This window comes from Streptomyces litchfieldiae (genome assembly GCF_031845365.1).
Taxonomy (GTDB): Bacteria; Actinomycetota; Actinomycetes; order Streptomycetales; family Streptomycetaceae; genus Streptomyces; species Streptomyces litchfieldiae.
This window is the reverse complement of record NZ_JAVREL010000010.1, coordinates 1-15,036: the sequence shown is the minus strand read 5'-3', so window position 1 is coordinate 15,036 and position 15,036 is coordinate 1. Positions and strand designations below refer to the sequence as shown.

Below are 15,036 nucleotides of genomic sequence, written 5' to 3'. Positions count from 1 at the left end.
CGAGGTCACGGTGTTGCGGGACTCGACCGAGTACGCCCACAGCGCGCCCGTCCGGACGATCGCACCGAGCAGCGGTGGCGTGCCGGCCATCGGCTCGGCCAGCACCCATGACCACGCCCGCCGGTGAACACATGGGCGTGACAGCTCCGCGCGAGCGCGGTGGCCGCGCCGTCGTACACGTCTCTGACCGGCACGTTCAACCCGAGCCCGGTGATTCGCAGCGGCTCGTCGCCGGTGTTCGTCCAGGTGTGGACCTCGGTGTAGCGCTCCCCGGCGACCCGGCGCCGGACCTCCAGCTCCAGCCCGGCCACCGGCCGGTGCGAAGCCGTCGCGCCGTCGGCCCGCCATTCGATCACGTAGGGCGTCTGCCAGCGACCGGAGCCACGCGACGTGTTGGCGAAACCCGCCCCCCAGTGGTGATCCGGGCCGTGCCAGGCGTCCACGGTCTCATCGAGCAGGTAAAGCCGGTCGGGGTCCGCCACATGCTCGAACGCCGTCGGCGCACCGTCCGCGCCCAGCACCACCCGGCCGCCGCCGAATGCGAAACGTCGTGTCGACACGGAGAAGGGCGCCGCGCCGACGAACAGGTTTCCGTCAGCGTTCACTTCAACCGCTGTGAGTGCCCAATGGGTTCAGCTTGGAGACGATCGTCCGTGATTTCCGGGGGCGTATCGGCTCGGTCAGCAGTCGGCCAAGGACATCGAGGCGCTCGTCCTCGCTCAGCGCAGACCGCCGGGAGACCTTCATCGCGGGGATGGTGTGGGCGATGCCGCGGCGGCGCAGGTGGACGCGGAAGCCGCGGGAGCTGTAGGCCTCATAGGCACGTGGGTTGGCCGTCGGGCCAGTCCTGGCAGGGTCCGGACGGGACGTCTGGTCTGTGCGGCACCGGGAGTGCTTGGACAAGAGGGACGCTGGTCCAGCGTTGCGTGTTTCGCAACCGACGTGCCATGGCCACGGCCCGCGACGGCCTCCGCGAGGGTCGCAGCCAGGTCTCCGTCGTATGTAGTGTGCGGAAATGACAAGAAGCGAGCGAATCGCGGACCAGCTTGACTGGTACTGGCACAAGAACCTTCGGCCGCGACTGCACGGTCTTGCCGATGAGGAGTACTTCTGGGAGCCGGTGCGCGGCTGCTGGAGCATCCGCCCACGTGGCACGTCGGCCGCACCGATGTCGGCGGGTTCGGGGGAATGGACGATGGACTTCGCGTCCCCCGACCCGGTGCCGGCGCCGGTGACCACGATTGCCTGGCGGCTGGCGCACATCATCGTCTCGTGCCTGGGCTATCGGGTCGGATGGTACTTCGGCGGCCAGGACGTCGACTCCGAGACATTCGCCTACGCGGGGACCGCTGACGAGGCGCTGAAACAGCTCGATGAGATGTATGGGAGATGGAACGCGGGGGTCCGCGAACTCTCGGACGCCGACCTGGAGAATCCGCCCACGGTGGGTCCCGAGCGGTTTCCCATGGAGAACAGGGTCCTGCACGTCAACAGGGAGCTGATCCATCACGGCGCCGAGATTTCCCTGCTGCGCGACCTCTACCGCTGGCAGGACGGAGCCGTACCGCGCCGAATATGACTTTCGGTAACCGGCGATCGAGCTTCGGAAACCCACGTGGACCCCGTGACGCTCCGTGGCTGCGAGCTTCAGTGAAGCTGCGCCCTCTTGAAGTAGCTGGTCAGGGTGGTGGCGTGAGGGTCGTTCGGGGTGGTCATGCTGGTGTTGGGCGGATGTCTTGGGTGCAGATCATCTGTCGGCGGGCTCCTTCGAGGTTCGTCAGGACGAACAGGGCGCGCGCAGACCGGTCGCGCGGGCGGGATCGGTGCGGAACTTGGTGAGGGTCCGCCAGTTCTGGAGATGGGCGAAGCCGTGCTCGACCCGGGCGCGTGCGGCGGCGAGGCGGGCGGCGCGTAGGTGGGACAGGATGCGGTCACGGCGGACGGCGGTGATGTCGTGAGTGCGGCCGGGCCGAGCCGCGGAGATCCACATCATCCGGCCCCGTTCGTCGGTCGGGGCGAGGACGTGCAGGCCGTGGCGGTGGTGTTTGCCGGAGTAGTTCGGCCGGTTCGCTGGGGATCAGGGTGCCGTCGATCAGGATGACCTCGCCGCCCCGCCGGGCAATCTTCTTCTGCGGAGCGCGGTCCAGCCGTGGGGCCTTGGCGGCCAGCAAGGTGATCAGCTCGTCGCGCCGGCGCCGGCGCCGGATGGTGGCGGCGGAGACGTCGTTGCCGCCGGTCATGTCGGCCAGGCGCTGATCGTGCCGCAGCACGGCCAGCACGATGGTCGCGATCCTCCCGGCCGGCAGTGCCCGCCACCTGGACCGTATCGACTTCAGCGGGCCGCGCAGCGGACCGGCGAGGTGGTTCACGGCGCGCGTGGACAGCGGCAGGCGGCATTGGTGGACCAGGGACACGGCCTCCCCGGCATGCTTATTGGTTATTGACGTGAGTTCGTGCCACACCGTTCACCGGCGTCGGAACAAGTACCTGGCTCGTGGGGCGCGGTCACGCACGCGCGCCGTCCCGAAGACCAGCGCGGCAATGGCGATCAGCGCCCCGCCACCGATGGGCACCAACGAGTCGGTGACCATGCTCCTGCGCTGATCGGCCACGCTCGCCTCGCCTACGTCCTGCCCGTTGAGCAGCAGGCGGCAGTCGACAGTCTCGGACGGAGTGCAGTACGGCTCGAACGTCACGATGGCATGCACCCCGAAGGCAACCAGGCACACGCCGACTCCCAGAACGAGCAGCCACAGCAGGAAGGCCGCTGCCGTCAGCAGCCGGCCGCCGACAGCCAGCACCACGCCGACGATCACGCTGACGCAGATGATCGCCGCATAGCCCAGGACGACCCACACCCACAACCCGGTCGCGTACCCGACCGGCAGCAAGATCACCGAGAACGCCACGCACCAGTACAGCCCGTTGCGGAGACTGTCCTGCACATCTTCCATCGGCACGCCCCCCGTCACCGCCGTCGCCTGCTGCGGGTGGTACTGCCCGGCCCGCGCCTACCATTCTCCAGGAGCCTTCGCCGAGGACGCACCGCAGTGTAAGGGCCGGGTACTTCACGAGTCGATCGGGCGCGTTCCCCAGCCCTCGCCGGAGGCTTCGCCGCTCGGGGTTCGATGGCACGGACAGTTGGCTGCGGCAGCGGGAAGGGGCCAGCGGCGACTGCTCCCGGCTGACGCGGCCCAACTCGGCGCCCCGCTGGTGGCGATGTCTCACAAGTACGCATAAGAACCCTTCGTTGAAGGTCTTCCGCTGCTCGGTGCCGGCTGTGACCGGCCCCGATGACAGGGGGACGCCCCTCAGCGCGTTGTCCAGCGGCGGAGCTTCTCGGGGTTGCGTACGACCCAGATGCGCTTGATCTTCTCGCCCGCGACCTCGAACGCGAACACCGTCACGATGACGCCGTCCTGCTCGGCCACCACACCGGGCTGGCCGTTGACCGTGCGTTCCAGGAACGTCATGTTGCCGGGCCTGCGGCGGGTGATCTCGATCCAGGCGTGCGCGATCTGCTCGCCGCCTTCGATGGGGTCCAGGAAGGTGGTGGCGAGGCCCCCGCCGTCGCCGATCGCCGTGGCGTCGGGGTCGAGCAGGCCGATCAGGGCGTCGATGTCCTTGGCCTCCCATGCCTGCTTGAACTCCTTGACGATGCCGGCGCGCTGGGCCGCCGTGGCCGCGGACGGCTGCGAGTCCCGGATGCGGCGGCGGGCCGAGGAGGCCAACTGGCGGCATGCTGCCGGCGTACGGCCGACGATCTCGGCCACTTCGGCGAAGGAGTAGCGGAAGACGTCGTGCAGGATGAACGCGACGCGTTCGGCCGGGGTCATCGATTCGAGCACGACCATGAAGGCCAGGTTGACCGACTCGTCCAGGGTGACCCGGTCGGCCGGGTCGAGGGTCGCACCGCCCGGCCGCCCGCTGATCCACTCCGTGGGCTCGGGGAGCGGCTCGGGAATCCATTCGCCCACGTAGGTCTCTCGCCGCGCCCGGGCCGAGCCGAGCAGGTTGAGGCAGATGCGGCTGGCGACCGTCGTCAGCCAGGCGCCGGGCGACTCGATGGCCTCCTGCTGCTGCCGGCGCATGGCGTACCAGCGGGCGTAGGTCTCCTGCACGGCGTCCTCGGCCTCGGCCAGCGAGCCCAGCAGCCGGTACGCGAGATTGATCAGCCGCCGCCGCTCGCTCATGACCGCGTCCAGGCCCTGATCGGAACGGCCTGAGTCAACGGCGTCCGGCCCGGAGCGGGTGGTCATCGTGACGGCTCCCTCGGTTCGCGTCTTCCCTCACCTGCTCGACAAGGGCCGACCGTGCGGGGCAGCAGCACGAAGGGCGAGTCCGCCAACTGTGCGAGCTCCACGGCCCGTTGGGCGGCCAGCGGATGGGTGGACGGCAGCACGGCCACGAAAGGCTCGCTGAGTACCGTCCTGAAGCCGAGCTCTGTCTCGTCGGTGGGGGGTTCGCGCATCAGACCGATGTCGATGGTCTTGTCACGCAGGGCGGCGATCTGCGGAGCGGTGGTCATCTCGTGAATGTCCAGGCGCACGCCGGGAAACCGGTGGCGGAAGGTGCGCAGCAGGCCGGGCAGGATGGTCAGGGCGAGGGAGGCGGCGAAGCCGATCCGCAGGCAGCCGGCCCGGCCGCTGCCGACGGCCCGGGCTGCGGCCAGGCCGTCCGCGAGGCCAGTGAGTGCCCGCCGGGCGGCGGGCAGCAGTTCCCGGCCTGCCGGGGTGAGCGTGACGCGTCCTGGTTCACGGCTGAACAAGGCGTGGCCGACCTTGTCCTCCAGGCGGCGGATCTGCTGGCTCAGCGGCGGCTGGGCGATGCCCAGGCGGGCGGCCGCGTGGCCGAAGTGGAGTTCTTCGGCGAGCACGACGAAGGCGTGTAGCTGCGGTAGGGGAAGTTCGGGGCGCTCCATACGCCCAGGGATATCAGACCATGCCTCATGCTGTATTAGACGTATCTGTGCTGGTCACTTAGCGTTCGGCGCATGACAGGGCGACACGCGATCCTCAGCGGCTCGACCTTTGAGGAGCAGATCGGCTATGCCCGTGCTGTGGTCGACGGCGACTGGGTGCATGTGTCCGGGACGACGGGGTTCGACTACGCCACCATGACGATCTCCGACGACGTGGTGGAGCAGGCCGAGCAGTGCCTGCGCAATATCGAGGCCGCGCTGGCCGAGGCGAAGTGCACCTTCGCGGACGCCGTGCGGGTGCGCTATCTGTTGCCCGACCGTGCAGACTTCGAGCCCTGCTGGCCGGTCCTGCGCCGTTGCTTCGGCGAGGTCCGGCCGGCCGCTTCGATGCTCATGTGCGGCCTCTCCGACCCCCGCATGAAGATCGAGATCGAGGTGTACGCGCGGCGGCGCATCCCGCCTCACGGCAGCGTCATGAGCCATCACTCGGAAGCGCCCGTCGTGCCCGTCGAGGCCTATGAACCCCCTTACTACGTGGCTGTCTTCACTGCGGTGCGAACCGAGAACCAGAGCGGCTTCATCGAGACCAACGCACGCCTGGAAGACCTGGTGAAGGACGTCCCCGGCTTCCTGGGAATGGACCACGCGCAGATTCCCGGCGGGCTGGGCATCACCGTCGGGTACTTCCGCGACGCCGATGCCCTCGCGGAGTGGCGGAGCAACGCCGAGCACCGGGCGGCGCGGAAGCGCGGGCGAGCCGAGTGGTACCAGAGCTACACGCTGCATGTGGCGAAAGTGGAGCGGAGCCACGGGTTCACGCGAGCGCGGGTTCCGCAGAGCCCGGCAGCGGGCTGACCGACCGGGACCACCTCAGCGACCGTCCGAGGTGGCGGGTGCCGTGTTCGGCCAGGCGGTCGCGGTGGTCAGCCGGTCTTCTCTCGTGGCGTCCGCTCCCCCGCCTCGATGGCGAACGGCAGTCGGTTGCCCGGCGGCGGGACGGGGCAGATGGGGAAGTTGTCGCTGAACGCGCACGGCAGGTTCACCGCCCGATTGAAGTCCAGGCGCACCCGTCCGTCCTCGCCCACCTCGGAGATCACCAGCGAGCGGCCCGCGCCGTAGGTGGTGACGCCACTCGTGCCGTCGGTGAACACGGTGTTCAGCGTCCCGCCGGAGCGCAGCACCCGCAGGGTGTACGTGTGATGGTCGTGCTGGACGTGCACGAGCCCGGGAGAGTCGTATGTGTGCTCGCTCAGCCCCGGATCGACGGAGCCGAGTTTGATCCGGCTGGACGACTCGTACGGTTCGTAGTGGCCGGTGAGCACCCAATCGGGGTTCGGCTCGAAGACGGGGACGCCGCGGAAGTTCCGCCGCGTCGGCGCGTTGGGGTCGTAGACCACGACCATGTAGGTCTCGCGGTAGGTGATGCCGATCTCCAACTCACCTGCCGCCACCCGCTGGTCGTCGGGGGCGTCGACCAGTAAAAGCCGCTTCACAGTGTCGAAGCTCTCGCCGCCGAACGACATCGCCGCCCCTTCCGGGTCGATGACGACCTCGTCGTGGTCCTGGGACCACAGGCCCGGCAGCCCCGGGTAGCGGCGGGGGGTGTCGTCCAGCCAGTGCAGCGATCGCGCCGACAGCCAGCCGTGCGGTGCGAGGAGCCACTGTTCCCATCCAGCCCGCCACGCCTTCCAGTCCCGCGTGAACTGCTCACCAGTGATGTCCCGGCCGTATGGCATGGTGCGCACCTGCTTTCTCGTTGATCCGGTTCCGATGGGCCCACCGTGCTGGGAGCCGGGCCATCAGGGCAAAGGAACTTGCGAGAACCGCAAAAGTGCCGCATCCCGGCCCGCGGGCGTGCGCGGCGGCCGTTCGGCTGGTCCGGGGTCGGGTCATTTCGTGCGCGCGCGCAGATGTATCCGCTCCCCTTGCTGCCCGAAGATGATGAGCAGCTCAAGGGGCCGGCGGCCGGCGTTCGCGATGGCGTGCGGCACCCGGGTGTTGAACTCGGCGGCCTCACCGGCACCCAGGAGGAACTCCTTCTCTCCGAGAGCGAGCCGCAGCTTGCCGGTGAGCACGTAGAGCCACTCGTAGCCCTCGTGCACCTGCTGGTCGAGCCGCTCGGGGACCTGTGCGGGCACCGGCAGGACCTGTTTGAACACGTGGAGACCGCCCGGGTCACGGGAGAGGGGCACCCACACCACGCCGTCACGGTGCACCGGTTGCGGGTGAATGCGCGGATCGCCCGTTGCCGGGGCACCGACCAGTTCGTCGAGCGGCATGCGGTACGCCTGCGCGAGGGGGAGCAGGACCTCCAGCGTCGGGCGCCGCTGGCCCGATTCGATCCGGGACAGCGTGCTGACGGACATGCCCGTCAGCTCCGCGAGCTGCTCCAGCGTGGATCCGCGCTGCTTGCGGATGGCACGCAGCCGTGGCCCGACCGCGTCGAGGACGGCATTGAAGTTGTCGGCCATGGAACGAGTTTGCGCTTTCCGCAAAGTTCTTTCCACTCCCGGCCGGGGCCGCCGCACAGTGGGCGCATGACCACGCGAGCAGAAGCTGAACCCGCATCCGAATCGGGCAACGTCTCAGAACGTGTCGATGTCGTCGTGGTGGGCGGCGGCCTGGCCGGCCTCGGCGCCGCCCTGACCCTTGGCCGCGCGCGTCGCTCGGTCCTCGTCATCGACGCGGGCCACCCGCGCAACGCGCCGGCCGCCCACTCGCACGGCTACCTGACCCGCGACGGCACGCCTCCCTTGGAACTGCTCAGGCTGGGGCGGCAGGAGGTGCGCGGCTACGGCGGACGAATCGTCGAGGGCACCGTCGAGAGCATCACGCGGCTCGACAACGGCCGCTTCCGCCTCACCACCCGGGAAGGCACCAGCCACGAGGCGCGGCGAGTGCTCGTGACCACGGGACTGGTCGACCAGTACCCGCGCATCCCCGGCCTGCGCGAACGGTGGGGACGCGACGTCGTCCACTGCCCCTACTGCTTCGGCTGGGAGCACCGCGACCGCGCCCTTGCCGTCCTCGGCACCGGACCCGGCGCGGCGGCGCAGGCACTGATGTGGCGCCAGTGGAGCGAGGACGTGGTGCTGTTCCAGCACACCGCGCCCGAGCCGACCGAGGAGGAACGGGCCCGGCTCGCGGCCCGCGGCATCACGGTCGCGCCTGGCGAGGTGGAGGCGATCGAGGTCAGCGACGACCGGGTCGCCGGCGTCCGGCTCGCCTCCGGCGAGGTCCACCCACGCGAGGTCGTCGTCATCGGTCCGCGGTTCGAGTCCCGGCACGAGTTGCTCGCCCTCCTGGGCGTGAAGGTCGTCGAGCACCCGCTCGGCATCGGCCGCCAAGTCGGTGCCGATCCAAGCGGCTTCACCGGTGTGCCCGGCGTGTGGGTCGCCGGCAACGTGCTCGACGTGACCGCCGGCGTCATGCAGTCCGCGGCGTCCGGTGTCACCGCGGCAGCCGCGCTCAACGCCGACTTGACCGCGGACGACACCGAGCGCGCCGTCCTGGCCCGGTGAGCGCCGTTTACGCAGCGTCGGCCTGGTGGGGATCCAGCAGGTGCTCGGACCTGAACGGAGCTGACCGGGCAGGACACCACGGCATGAGCGCCACACCGGGCGAAATCCGCCAACCGAAGCACCCCATCACAAACTTGGGGGCGGGAGCGGGCGGCTCCAAGGGAACAGCCACTGCCACGTTCGCCTGAACCGCTGCTTGAGGCTTTGCCTCAACTGTCCGGGCAAGCCGGACGTATGACGCTTTCATCCCGCCACCACCGTCGGCGGCGCGGTCACGGCCCCGTTCGGCACAGCAAGCGCTGTGAACGCGACCTTGCAGCGCGCTCGACACGGCACGAACTCGTCGATGCCCACCGCACCCGGCACCTTGCTCAGCGGCCGAGGGCCCGACCGTCCCCAGAGTCATTGATGGGGGCGGTCGGGCCCTGCGGACGGGGCTCAGCTCTGGACGTTCGCCTTTTCGGCCGGCTTCGGCTCGTCCGTCCCGGCCTTCTCCGCCGCCTTCTTCGACGCCGCCAGGCTGGTGATCGTGGTGATGACCAGCACGCCGCAGATGACGCCCAGCGAGACCGGGATGGAGATTTCCGGTACGTGCAGGCTCGTCGTCTCGTGGATGCCGTGCAGGACCAGCTTCACGCCGATGAAGCCGAGGATGACCGACAGGCCGTACGACAGGTGGACCAGCTTCTTCAGCAGGCCGACGATGAGGAAGTAAAGCTGCCGCAGACCCATCAGCGCGAAGGCGTTGGCCGTGAAGACGATGTACGGATCCTGGGTCAGGCCGAAGATCGCCGGGATCGAGTCCACCGCGAAGAGCACGTCCGTGAGGCCGATCGCCAGCATGACGATCAGCATCGGGGTGGCCAGCCGCTGCCCGTTCTCGCGGATGAACACCTTGGTGCCGTGCCACTTGTCGGTGGAGGGAATGCGCCGCTGGATGGCCTTCATCAGGCGGCCCTCCTCCCAGTCCTCGTCCTCTTCGTCGGCCCGCGCCTCCTGGATGAGCTTCCAGGCGGTCCAGATGAGGAAGGCGCCGAAGATGAAGAAGACCCAGGCGAACGCGTTGATCGCGGCGGCGCCCACGGCGATGAAGACGGCGCGCAACACCAGCGCGATCAGCACGCCGATCATCAGCACGCGCTGCTGGTAGATCGGCGGGACCGCGAACTTCGCCATGATCAGAACGAAGACGAAGAGGTTGTCCACGCTGAGTGACTTCTCGGTGACGTAGCCCGCGAAGAACTCACCGGATGCCTGTCCGCCGCCCCAGATCAGCAGGCCGACGCCGAAGAGCACGGCAAGAACGACCCAGACGATTGTCCAGATGCCTGCTTCCTTGATCGAGACTTCATGCGGCTTGCGGCCGCCTATGAAGAAGTCGGCAGCGATGAGCACACACAGTCCGACGACCGTGAGCACCCACATGGTCATTGAGACGTCCAACCTCGATTCCTCTCCTCGTGGCGTGAACCACCAACGGCACAAGGATGACCAAGGGGTGGTAATGGAAAAGTAAAGTTCGGCTCCGAGCCCCCTTCACAGGCCATCGCGGCGAACGGGCCTGGCGGTCCCCGCTGCCCAGCTCAGTCACCTCGCGGGAGGCCCGAGGTGATGAACGGCCCAGCAGTTGCCCGCCCGTGGACTCACTCCCGCGACGAGAGCAGTGACGCCACGTCCTCGTAGACGGCCAGGTAGTCCCGCCCCACCTCCCGCACGTCCGCCGACGGGTGGCGCAAGGCGCGCCGGACCAGTGTCCCCAGCACACGCCATTGCCGCATTGGGCTTGATCTGAACAAGCCCAGCGCTCGGATTCTCCGCGACAGGACGCCTCGGGTGCCGGCCATCAGCGGAACGACTCGACGCGCTGTTGACGGCGGCCGCCGAGATGTGCGCGCCGGGCCTGAACTTTGTCGAGGCGGGTGGTGCCCTGAGCAAGGCCCCCGCCGTTCTGGCCCGCCTGGCGGATTGGGGCTTACGGACTTCGTCCGCAGGACTCCACCCTCCCCATGTCCCTGCGCAGCCTCGCCCTGCATGGGAGGTGACGGAGATACCTCGGTGGCCGTCCTGGACCCGTCGAGAACTGCCGCGACCTGTACAAAGGTCCGGCAGGCGGAGAGGGCGCGACCGCCGAGCCGACGGAGGGAGACCGGCACCCTTCGCACCGCGCTTTCGCCGTGTACCGGTGCGCCGTCCAGCCGGCGCACCGGTACACGCCAGAGCTCATACCGTGCGGGTGAACGCGAAGAACAGGGTCCGGCTGTAGTCACCCGCTGCCGTGTTCGGGCCACCGCTGGGGCCGAGCGCCGCGGGCGGGTCGAACTTGGTGCCGATGGCTGGGATGGCGTCCAGGAAGGAAAGATCGCCCGTGGGGAAGGGCGGCGCGGTGTAGCGGGGATCGGGCCCGAAACGTGGCGTGAAGAGGCGCAGGAAGAGGTTCTCGTTCTCGGACACCATGGTGATGCGTCCGGCGGCGGTGTGGAGTGACGCCCACCGAACATCCGCGTGGTACCCCTTGAACTCCGGGTATTCCCAGCCGTCGGCGCCGGTGGCGGTGTCGTTGTAGGTCTTGGTCCAGACGTCCGGTGTGACGCCGCGCAGCCGGTTCTTCCACACGCGGTAGGGTCCGCGGCCCAGCCACGTCACGCCGCTGACCTCGGACTCGGGGTGGTCGAAGCCGACGCCGAAGAAGTCGTGCTCACCGGTGAGGTGGTAGCGGTAGTCCAGCCGCAGCCAGCCGCTGGGGGTGAGACACCACCGGACGTGACGCAGGACGCCGGAGTATTCGGCCTCCACCGCATACCCGTCGGCGTCCAGCCCGTGCGTCAGATGTACGAGCTCGGCGGTTCCCGTGGTGGGCAGCGGGCCGTTGGTGAACGAGAACGGCGTTCCGCGGTGACGGACACCGGCCAGCATGCCGGTTGCGGCGTCGAGCGAGACGGTGGTGTGGCCAGAGGTGAGCACGATTCGGCCGCCCTCGACCGCACCTTGAACCGCCCGGTCCCGGCCGGTGGATACCAGTCGGCGGGCCTGTTCGGTGGCGGACGGGATGATCCACGTCCAGTTCTGGATTTCGCGGTCGTCGGAATCGGTCACGGACAGCGCCAAGGCGTCGGCGCGCCGCCAGCCGGACGGGAGGCGCAGCCGCAGGACGCCGTCCTGTCCGGGCTCGATGTCCGGCGCGGAGGCGGTGCCGCGGTCGCGCACGGCATGGCCGTCACGTCCCTGCGAGGGGGTGGGAAAGTCCAGGAGCCGCCAAGCAAACCGGCACCTGCGCGTGTTGGTGAAGGCGTAGTGGTTGGCGAGGCCGATCCGGCCGTCGAAGTCGCTCGGCAATCCGGAGGCGAAGCGCTCCGGTTCGGTGAGTTGTACGGGAGACCAGATGTCCTTGACCGTGTAGAAGCTGGCTTCCTTCTCACGGAAGGGGCCGAGGATACCGTCCGGGGCGGCGTTGCCTGCCACATCGACGGAACCGTCCTGGTCGTCACGGACGACGCCCTCGTCGAGGAGGGCCCACAGAAAGCCTCCGGCGGAAAGGCGTTCGTGGCCCATCAGCGTCCAGTAGTCCTCGAGCCCTGCCCCGTGGCCTCCGTCGTACAGGCCGTGGAGGAACTCGGTGGGCATGAAGATGTCGCTGCCCTCCTGCAGGATGCGGCGCGTGCTCTCGTAGGACTCGTAATGGTCGGTGTTGATCCCGCCGAAGTTGGCCCAGGGGTGCAGCACCGTGCGCTGCTGCGGGTCGTAGAGGCCATAGTCGTCGTCGAGGGCGGTGTTCCATCCACCCTCGTTGGCGTTGCACCAGAACAGGATGGACGGATGGTTGACGTCGCGGTTGACCATTGAGGCGACGAGGGGTGCGCCGGCCTCCTCGCTGTAGGACTTTTGCCAGCCGGCCAGTTCGTCGAGGACGTACAGCCCGAGCTCGTCGGCGAGGTCGAGGAAGTGCGTGTCCGGCGGGTAGTGGGACATCCGGACCGCGTTCATGTTCATCTCCTTCATCAGGAGGATGTCCTCGCGGCTGATGCGGGCGCTGGTCGCCCGGCCGGACGTGGGCCAGATGGTGTGACGGTTGGCCCCCTTCAGGAGAACCTTGACGCCGTTGACGTACACGCCATCGTGGGGGCGGACCTCGATGGTACGGAAGCCGAACATCTCGGAGACGCGATGGTCGGTGTGGCCGCCGGAGTTGAGCGCGACCTCGACGCGGTACAGGTGGGGCGTCTCCGCGGTCCACTGCCTCGGCGCGTCGATGGCGGTACTGAGTGTCACCGAGGTTGCCCCGGTGGGGACCGGCACGGTGAACGGCATGCCCACGGGACGACCCGAGCGGTCGGTCACCTGGGCGACGAGACGGTCGGCCGGACCCGCGCCCGACAGGTACGCGTCGATCCGCAGGGTGCCGTCGGCGCGGGCGTCGACGGCGATGCGTTCGATGTGCTGGGCCGGAGCCGACTCCAGGTAGACCGGACGGTAGATGCCACCGAAGTTCCAGTAGTCGCCCAGACGTTCGGCGTTGTTGACAGAGGTATCGGCGGACTCCTTGCTGACCGTGACCTCCAGCACGTTTGCCTCACCCGGGGCGAGCTTGCCGGTCACCTCGTAACGGAACCGGTAGAAGCCTCCGCGGTGTACCGGTCCGGCAAGCTCGCCGTTGATCCGGGCCTCCGTGTCGGTCATCGCGCCTTCGAAGACGAGGAAGACCCGTCTGCCGCGCCAGTCGCCGGGTGGTGTGAAGGTGTGCCGGTAGTGGCCCTTCTCCTCCGGGACCAGGTTCCACCCGTAGTTGTAGGTGCCGTAGCCGTGGAACTCCCAGTTGGACGGCGTCGGAATCGTGCCCCAGACGCCGCGGCGCCGCCCGCTGGTGCACATGAAGTCCCAGTCGACCTGGTGGTCGGCGTCCGGGCCAGTCAGATACATCCGCTGGGTGCGGGAAGCGGCGGCCGACTCGGCCGCCGCCTGCGCCACGCCGAGGGGAGGAGCGCCGGCGACGACCGCTCCCGTGGCCCCGAGCACGAGGAAACCGCGACGCGAGAGTGACATGACCTCTCCTTTTCTGGCCAGAGCCGCATGACGGGAGTTGAGGGAGCACAGGGGTGTACGGCGACCGGTTTGCCTGCAGTAACCGCTCGTCCGTCGAAGCGCTTGCGTCAGGATTGATGCAGGTCAGATTCCTGCGGGCGAAGCGCTGACGACGGTATGAGTCGAATGCTGTCGAACACAAGAGTTGGGGAAGAAGTGCAGCAGCCAGCCTGCGCCGACGCAGGGCGGCTCGCTGGCCGAGTCGTGCGCCTGGCCTGATCATGAACTTCCTGGATTTCGCCGCCGCGTGCTCGCCCCGAAGTGAACCGCACTGTGCGGCATCGGGCGGCGGTCGTCGCAGAGGACTTGCGGCTCATCGGTGCCGGCATGCGGAACATCGCCTCGGCTGCGACGGATACAGCGCGCCGATCGCGGTCCCGGCACACGCGACTCCCGGGCAGACATATCGTCACTCATCGGGCCCTCCGGATCCCCGGCGGCGGCACGGCAGAGAGGATCGGGCCAGTGCACATCTGGTGCACAGTTGCCCGGGAAAAACAGGGAAGTGGCGCCGGACGGCCAGGAGCCCCGATCAGCGCATCAGTGCTGGTCAGGGCCCGTGTGGCGGACGAGTCGGCCTGTACGCCGGGTTCTGTCCTGCTTCCCGACGGATTACGCCCTGACCTGCGGATTTACCCGTTCGCACGAGGCATCCAAGGCGGCTGGGACTTCTCAGGGACTTTATGCCACGAGGGAGAACCAGGACTCCAGCGCGGCGAGACCGCGCGTTCCTGCCTGCGGCATGAAGTGAGTGTACGTCCAGAGCGTGAAGGCAGGGTCCGAGTGGCCGAGCCACTTGGCGAGCGACACGATCGACTCACCGGCTTCCAGCATGACCGAGGCGTACGTGTGCCGGAGCACGTGGAATCCGTGCTCGCGACTCGGCTCCCATACGCGGGCGGGCTTCTCCCCCTTCTCCCGTCGCGGAAGCGGAGAGATTACACCGGCGGCCGCAAGTGCCGGCTTCCACGTCTTGGTGTTCCACGTTGCGCGGTTGATCGCCATACCACGAGTCGTGGAGATGAGCAGCGGCACCGTCACCATCCGACGCTGCTCCCGCGGCAGGTCCGGCTCTTCAGGATCCAGCCACGGCAAGGTGACCAGGGCGGGCTCGAATCGCTCCTGGTGGCCGAGGATCCTCTTCTGAAGAGACGGGGCCAGAGGGACGTCTCGCTCCTTACCCCCCTTCGGAGGGCCGAAGTAAAGCTGCGACTTGTGCCGGAGGACCTGGCGCTCGATATGCACGAAGTCCCCGCGAACATCGAGGGGGCTGAAGCCGAACGCCTCTCCTTGCCGCAGCCCGCACCCGGCACCGAGGTCGAGCCCGATCCGGTAGCGATCGGGCAACTCCTCCCGCACCGCCTGAACACGCTTCTGCTGCCAGGCCCGCGGAGCAATGCTCATGACTTGTGGATCGGCTCCGCGGGGAGCGTGCGAAGGGCGTACCTTCCCGAGTGAGTGATCGTCAAGTCACCGAGTAGGCCCGCGATGCGAACGCGGGTCGGGAAGGCACGCCCG

The 15,036-nt window shown here is 68.5% G+C and carries 14 protein-coding genes and 2 pseudogenes; 4 read left to right on the top strand and 12 right to left on the bottom strand.

All coding sequences use genetic code 11. The annotated features are described in order from the left end of the window. Positions 1 to 5 precede the first annotated feature (5 nt). A complete protein-coding gene (locus RM590_RS17850; protein WP_311705596.1) occupies positions 6 to 605 on the bottom strand; it encodes a hypothetical protein in 600 nt (199 codons plus the stop codon). Positions 606 to 1,015: 410 nt separating this feature from the next. On the opposite strand from RM590_RS17850, the gene RM590_RS17845 reads away from it, so the two are divergent. Next, the gene (locus RM590_RS17845) at positions 1,016 to 1,579 is read left to right on the top strand and encodes a DinB family protein (protein WP_311705595.1); all 564 of its coding nucleotides are present in this window, start codon (positions 1,016 to 1,018) and stop codon (positions 1,577 to 1,579) included. A gap of 198 nt (positions 1,580 to 1,777) precedes the next feature. On the opposite strand, the gene RM590_RS17840 is transcribed toward RM590_RS17845, so the two are convergent. The 5 genes and pseudogenes from RM590_RS17840 to RM590_RS17820 form a co-directional block, all read right to left on the bottom strand. After that, entirely contained in the window at positions 1,778 to 2,029 is a 252-nt protein-coding gene (locus RM590_RS17840; protein ID WP_311705811.1) for a hypothetical protein, read from the bottom strand. Next, complete coding sequence (locus RM590_RS17835; RefSeq protein WP_311705594.1) at positions 1,932 to 2,279, bottom strand: hypothetical protein; 348 nt, start codon at positions 2,277 to 2,279, stop codon at positions 1,932 to 1,934. Before RM590_RS17835 ends, RM590_RS17840 begins: the two co-directional genes overlap by 98 nt. A 186-nt stretch (positions 2,280 to 2,465) precedes the next feature. Then, positions 2,466 to 2,954, bottom strand: a complete 489-nt coding sequence (locus RM590_RS17830; protein WP_311705593.1) for a hypothetical protein — start codon at positions 2,952 to 2,954, stop codon at positions 2,466 to 2,468. A gap of 357 nt (positions 2,955 to 3,311) precedes the next feature. After that, positions 3,312 to 4,259: an RNA polymerase sigma factor SigJ gene (gene sigJ, locus RM590_RS17825; RefSeq protein WP_311705592.1), complete on the bottom strand. Its 948-nt coding sequence runs from the start codon at positions 4,257 to 4,259 to the stop codon at positions 3,312 to 3,314. A gap of 44 nt (positions 4,260 to 4,303) precedes the next feature. Then, positions 4,304 to 4,921, bottom strand: a pseudogene (locus RM590_RS17820) (LysR family transcriptional regulator); the annotation flags it as partial. Positions 4,922 to 4,993: 72 nt separating this feature from the next. Between RM590_RS17820 and RM590_RS17815 the strand changes: the two are divergent. Beyond that, positions 4,994 to 5,371, top strand: a pseudogene (locus RM590_RS17815) (RidA family protein); the annotation flags it as partial. A 24-nt stretch (positions 5,372 to 5,395) separates the two neighbouring features. Then, positions 5,396 to 5,776, top strand: coding sequence for an antibiotic biosynthesis monooxygenase family protein (locus RM590_RS17810; protein ID WP_311705810.1), 381 nt, complete (start codon positions 5,396 to 5,398; stop codon positions 5,774 to 5,776). A 68-nt stretch (positions 5,777 to 5,844) separates the two neighbouring features. Here RM590_RS17810 and RM590_RS17805 read toward each other — a convergent pair whose 3' ends face one another. Next, a complete protein-coding gene (locus RM590_RS17805; RefSeq protein ID WP_311705809.1) occupies positions 5,845 to 6,657 on the bottom strand; it encodes a DUF1684 domain-containing protein in 813 nt (270 codons plus the stop codon). A 153-nt stretch (positions 6,658 to 6,810) separates the two neighbouring features. Further along, the gene (locus RM590_RS17800; protein WP_311705591.1) at positions 6,811 to 7,392 is read right to left on the bottom strand and encodes a helix-turn-helix domain-containing protein; all 582 of its coding nucleotides are present in this window, start codon (positions 7,390 to 7,392) and stop codon (positions 6,811 to 6,813) included. Positions 7,393 to 7,458: 66 nt separating this feature from the next. On the opposite strand from RM590_RS17800, the gene RM590_RS17795 reads away from it, so the two are divergent. Further along, positions 7,459 to 8,442, top strand: a complete 984-nt coding sequence (locus tag RM590_RS17795) for an NAD(P)/FAD-dependent oxidoreductase (protein ID WP_311705590.1) — start codon at positions 7,459 to 7,461, stop codon at positions 8,440 to 8,442. A 438-nt stretch (positions 8,443 to 8,880) separates the two neighbouring features. Here the strand turns inward: RM590_RS17795 and RM590_RS17790 are convergent, their stop codons facing one another. The 4 genes from RM590_RS17790 to RM590_RS17775 form a co-directional block, all read right to left on the bottom strand. Next, positions 8,881 to 9,885, bottom strand: coding sequence for a TerC family protein (locus tag RM590_RS17790; protein ID WP_311705589.1), 1,005 nt, complete (start codon positions 9,883 to 9,885; stop codon positions 8,881 to 8,883). A gap of 200 nt (positions 9,886 to 10,085) precedes the next feature. Next, positions 10,086 to 10,220 (bottom strand): hypothetical protein, encoded by a 135-nt coding sequence (locus RM590_RS17785; RefSeq protein WP_311705588.1) that lies wholly within the window; start codon positions 10,218 to 10,220, stop codon positions 10,086 to 10,088. Positions 10,221 to 10,662: 442 nt separating this feature from the next. After that, positions 10,663 to 13,479: a glycoside hydrolase family 2 TIM barrel-domain containing protein gene (locus RM590_RS17780; protein ID WP_311705587.1), complete on the bottom strand. Its 2,817-nt coding sequence runs from the start codon at positions 13,477 to 13,479 to the stop codon at positions 10,663 to 10,665. A gap of 720 nt (positions 13,480 to 14,199) precedes the next feature. Continuing rightward, on the bottom strand, positions 14,200 to 14,922 hold the full coding sequence (locus RM590_RS17775; RefSeq protein ID WP_311705586.1) for a tyrosine-type recombinase/integrase: 723 nt from the start codon (positions 14,920 to 14,922) through the stop codon (positions 14,200 to 14,202). Between the last annotated feature and the right edge of the window lie 114 nt (positions 14,923 to 15,036).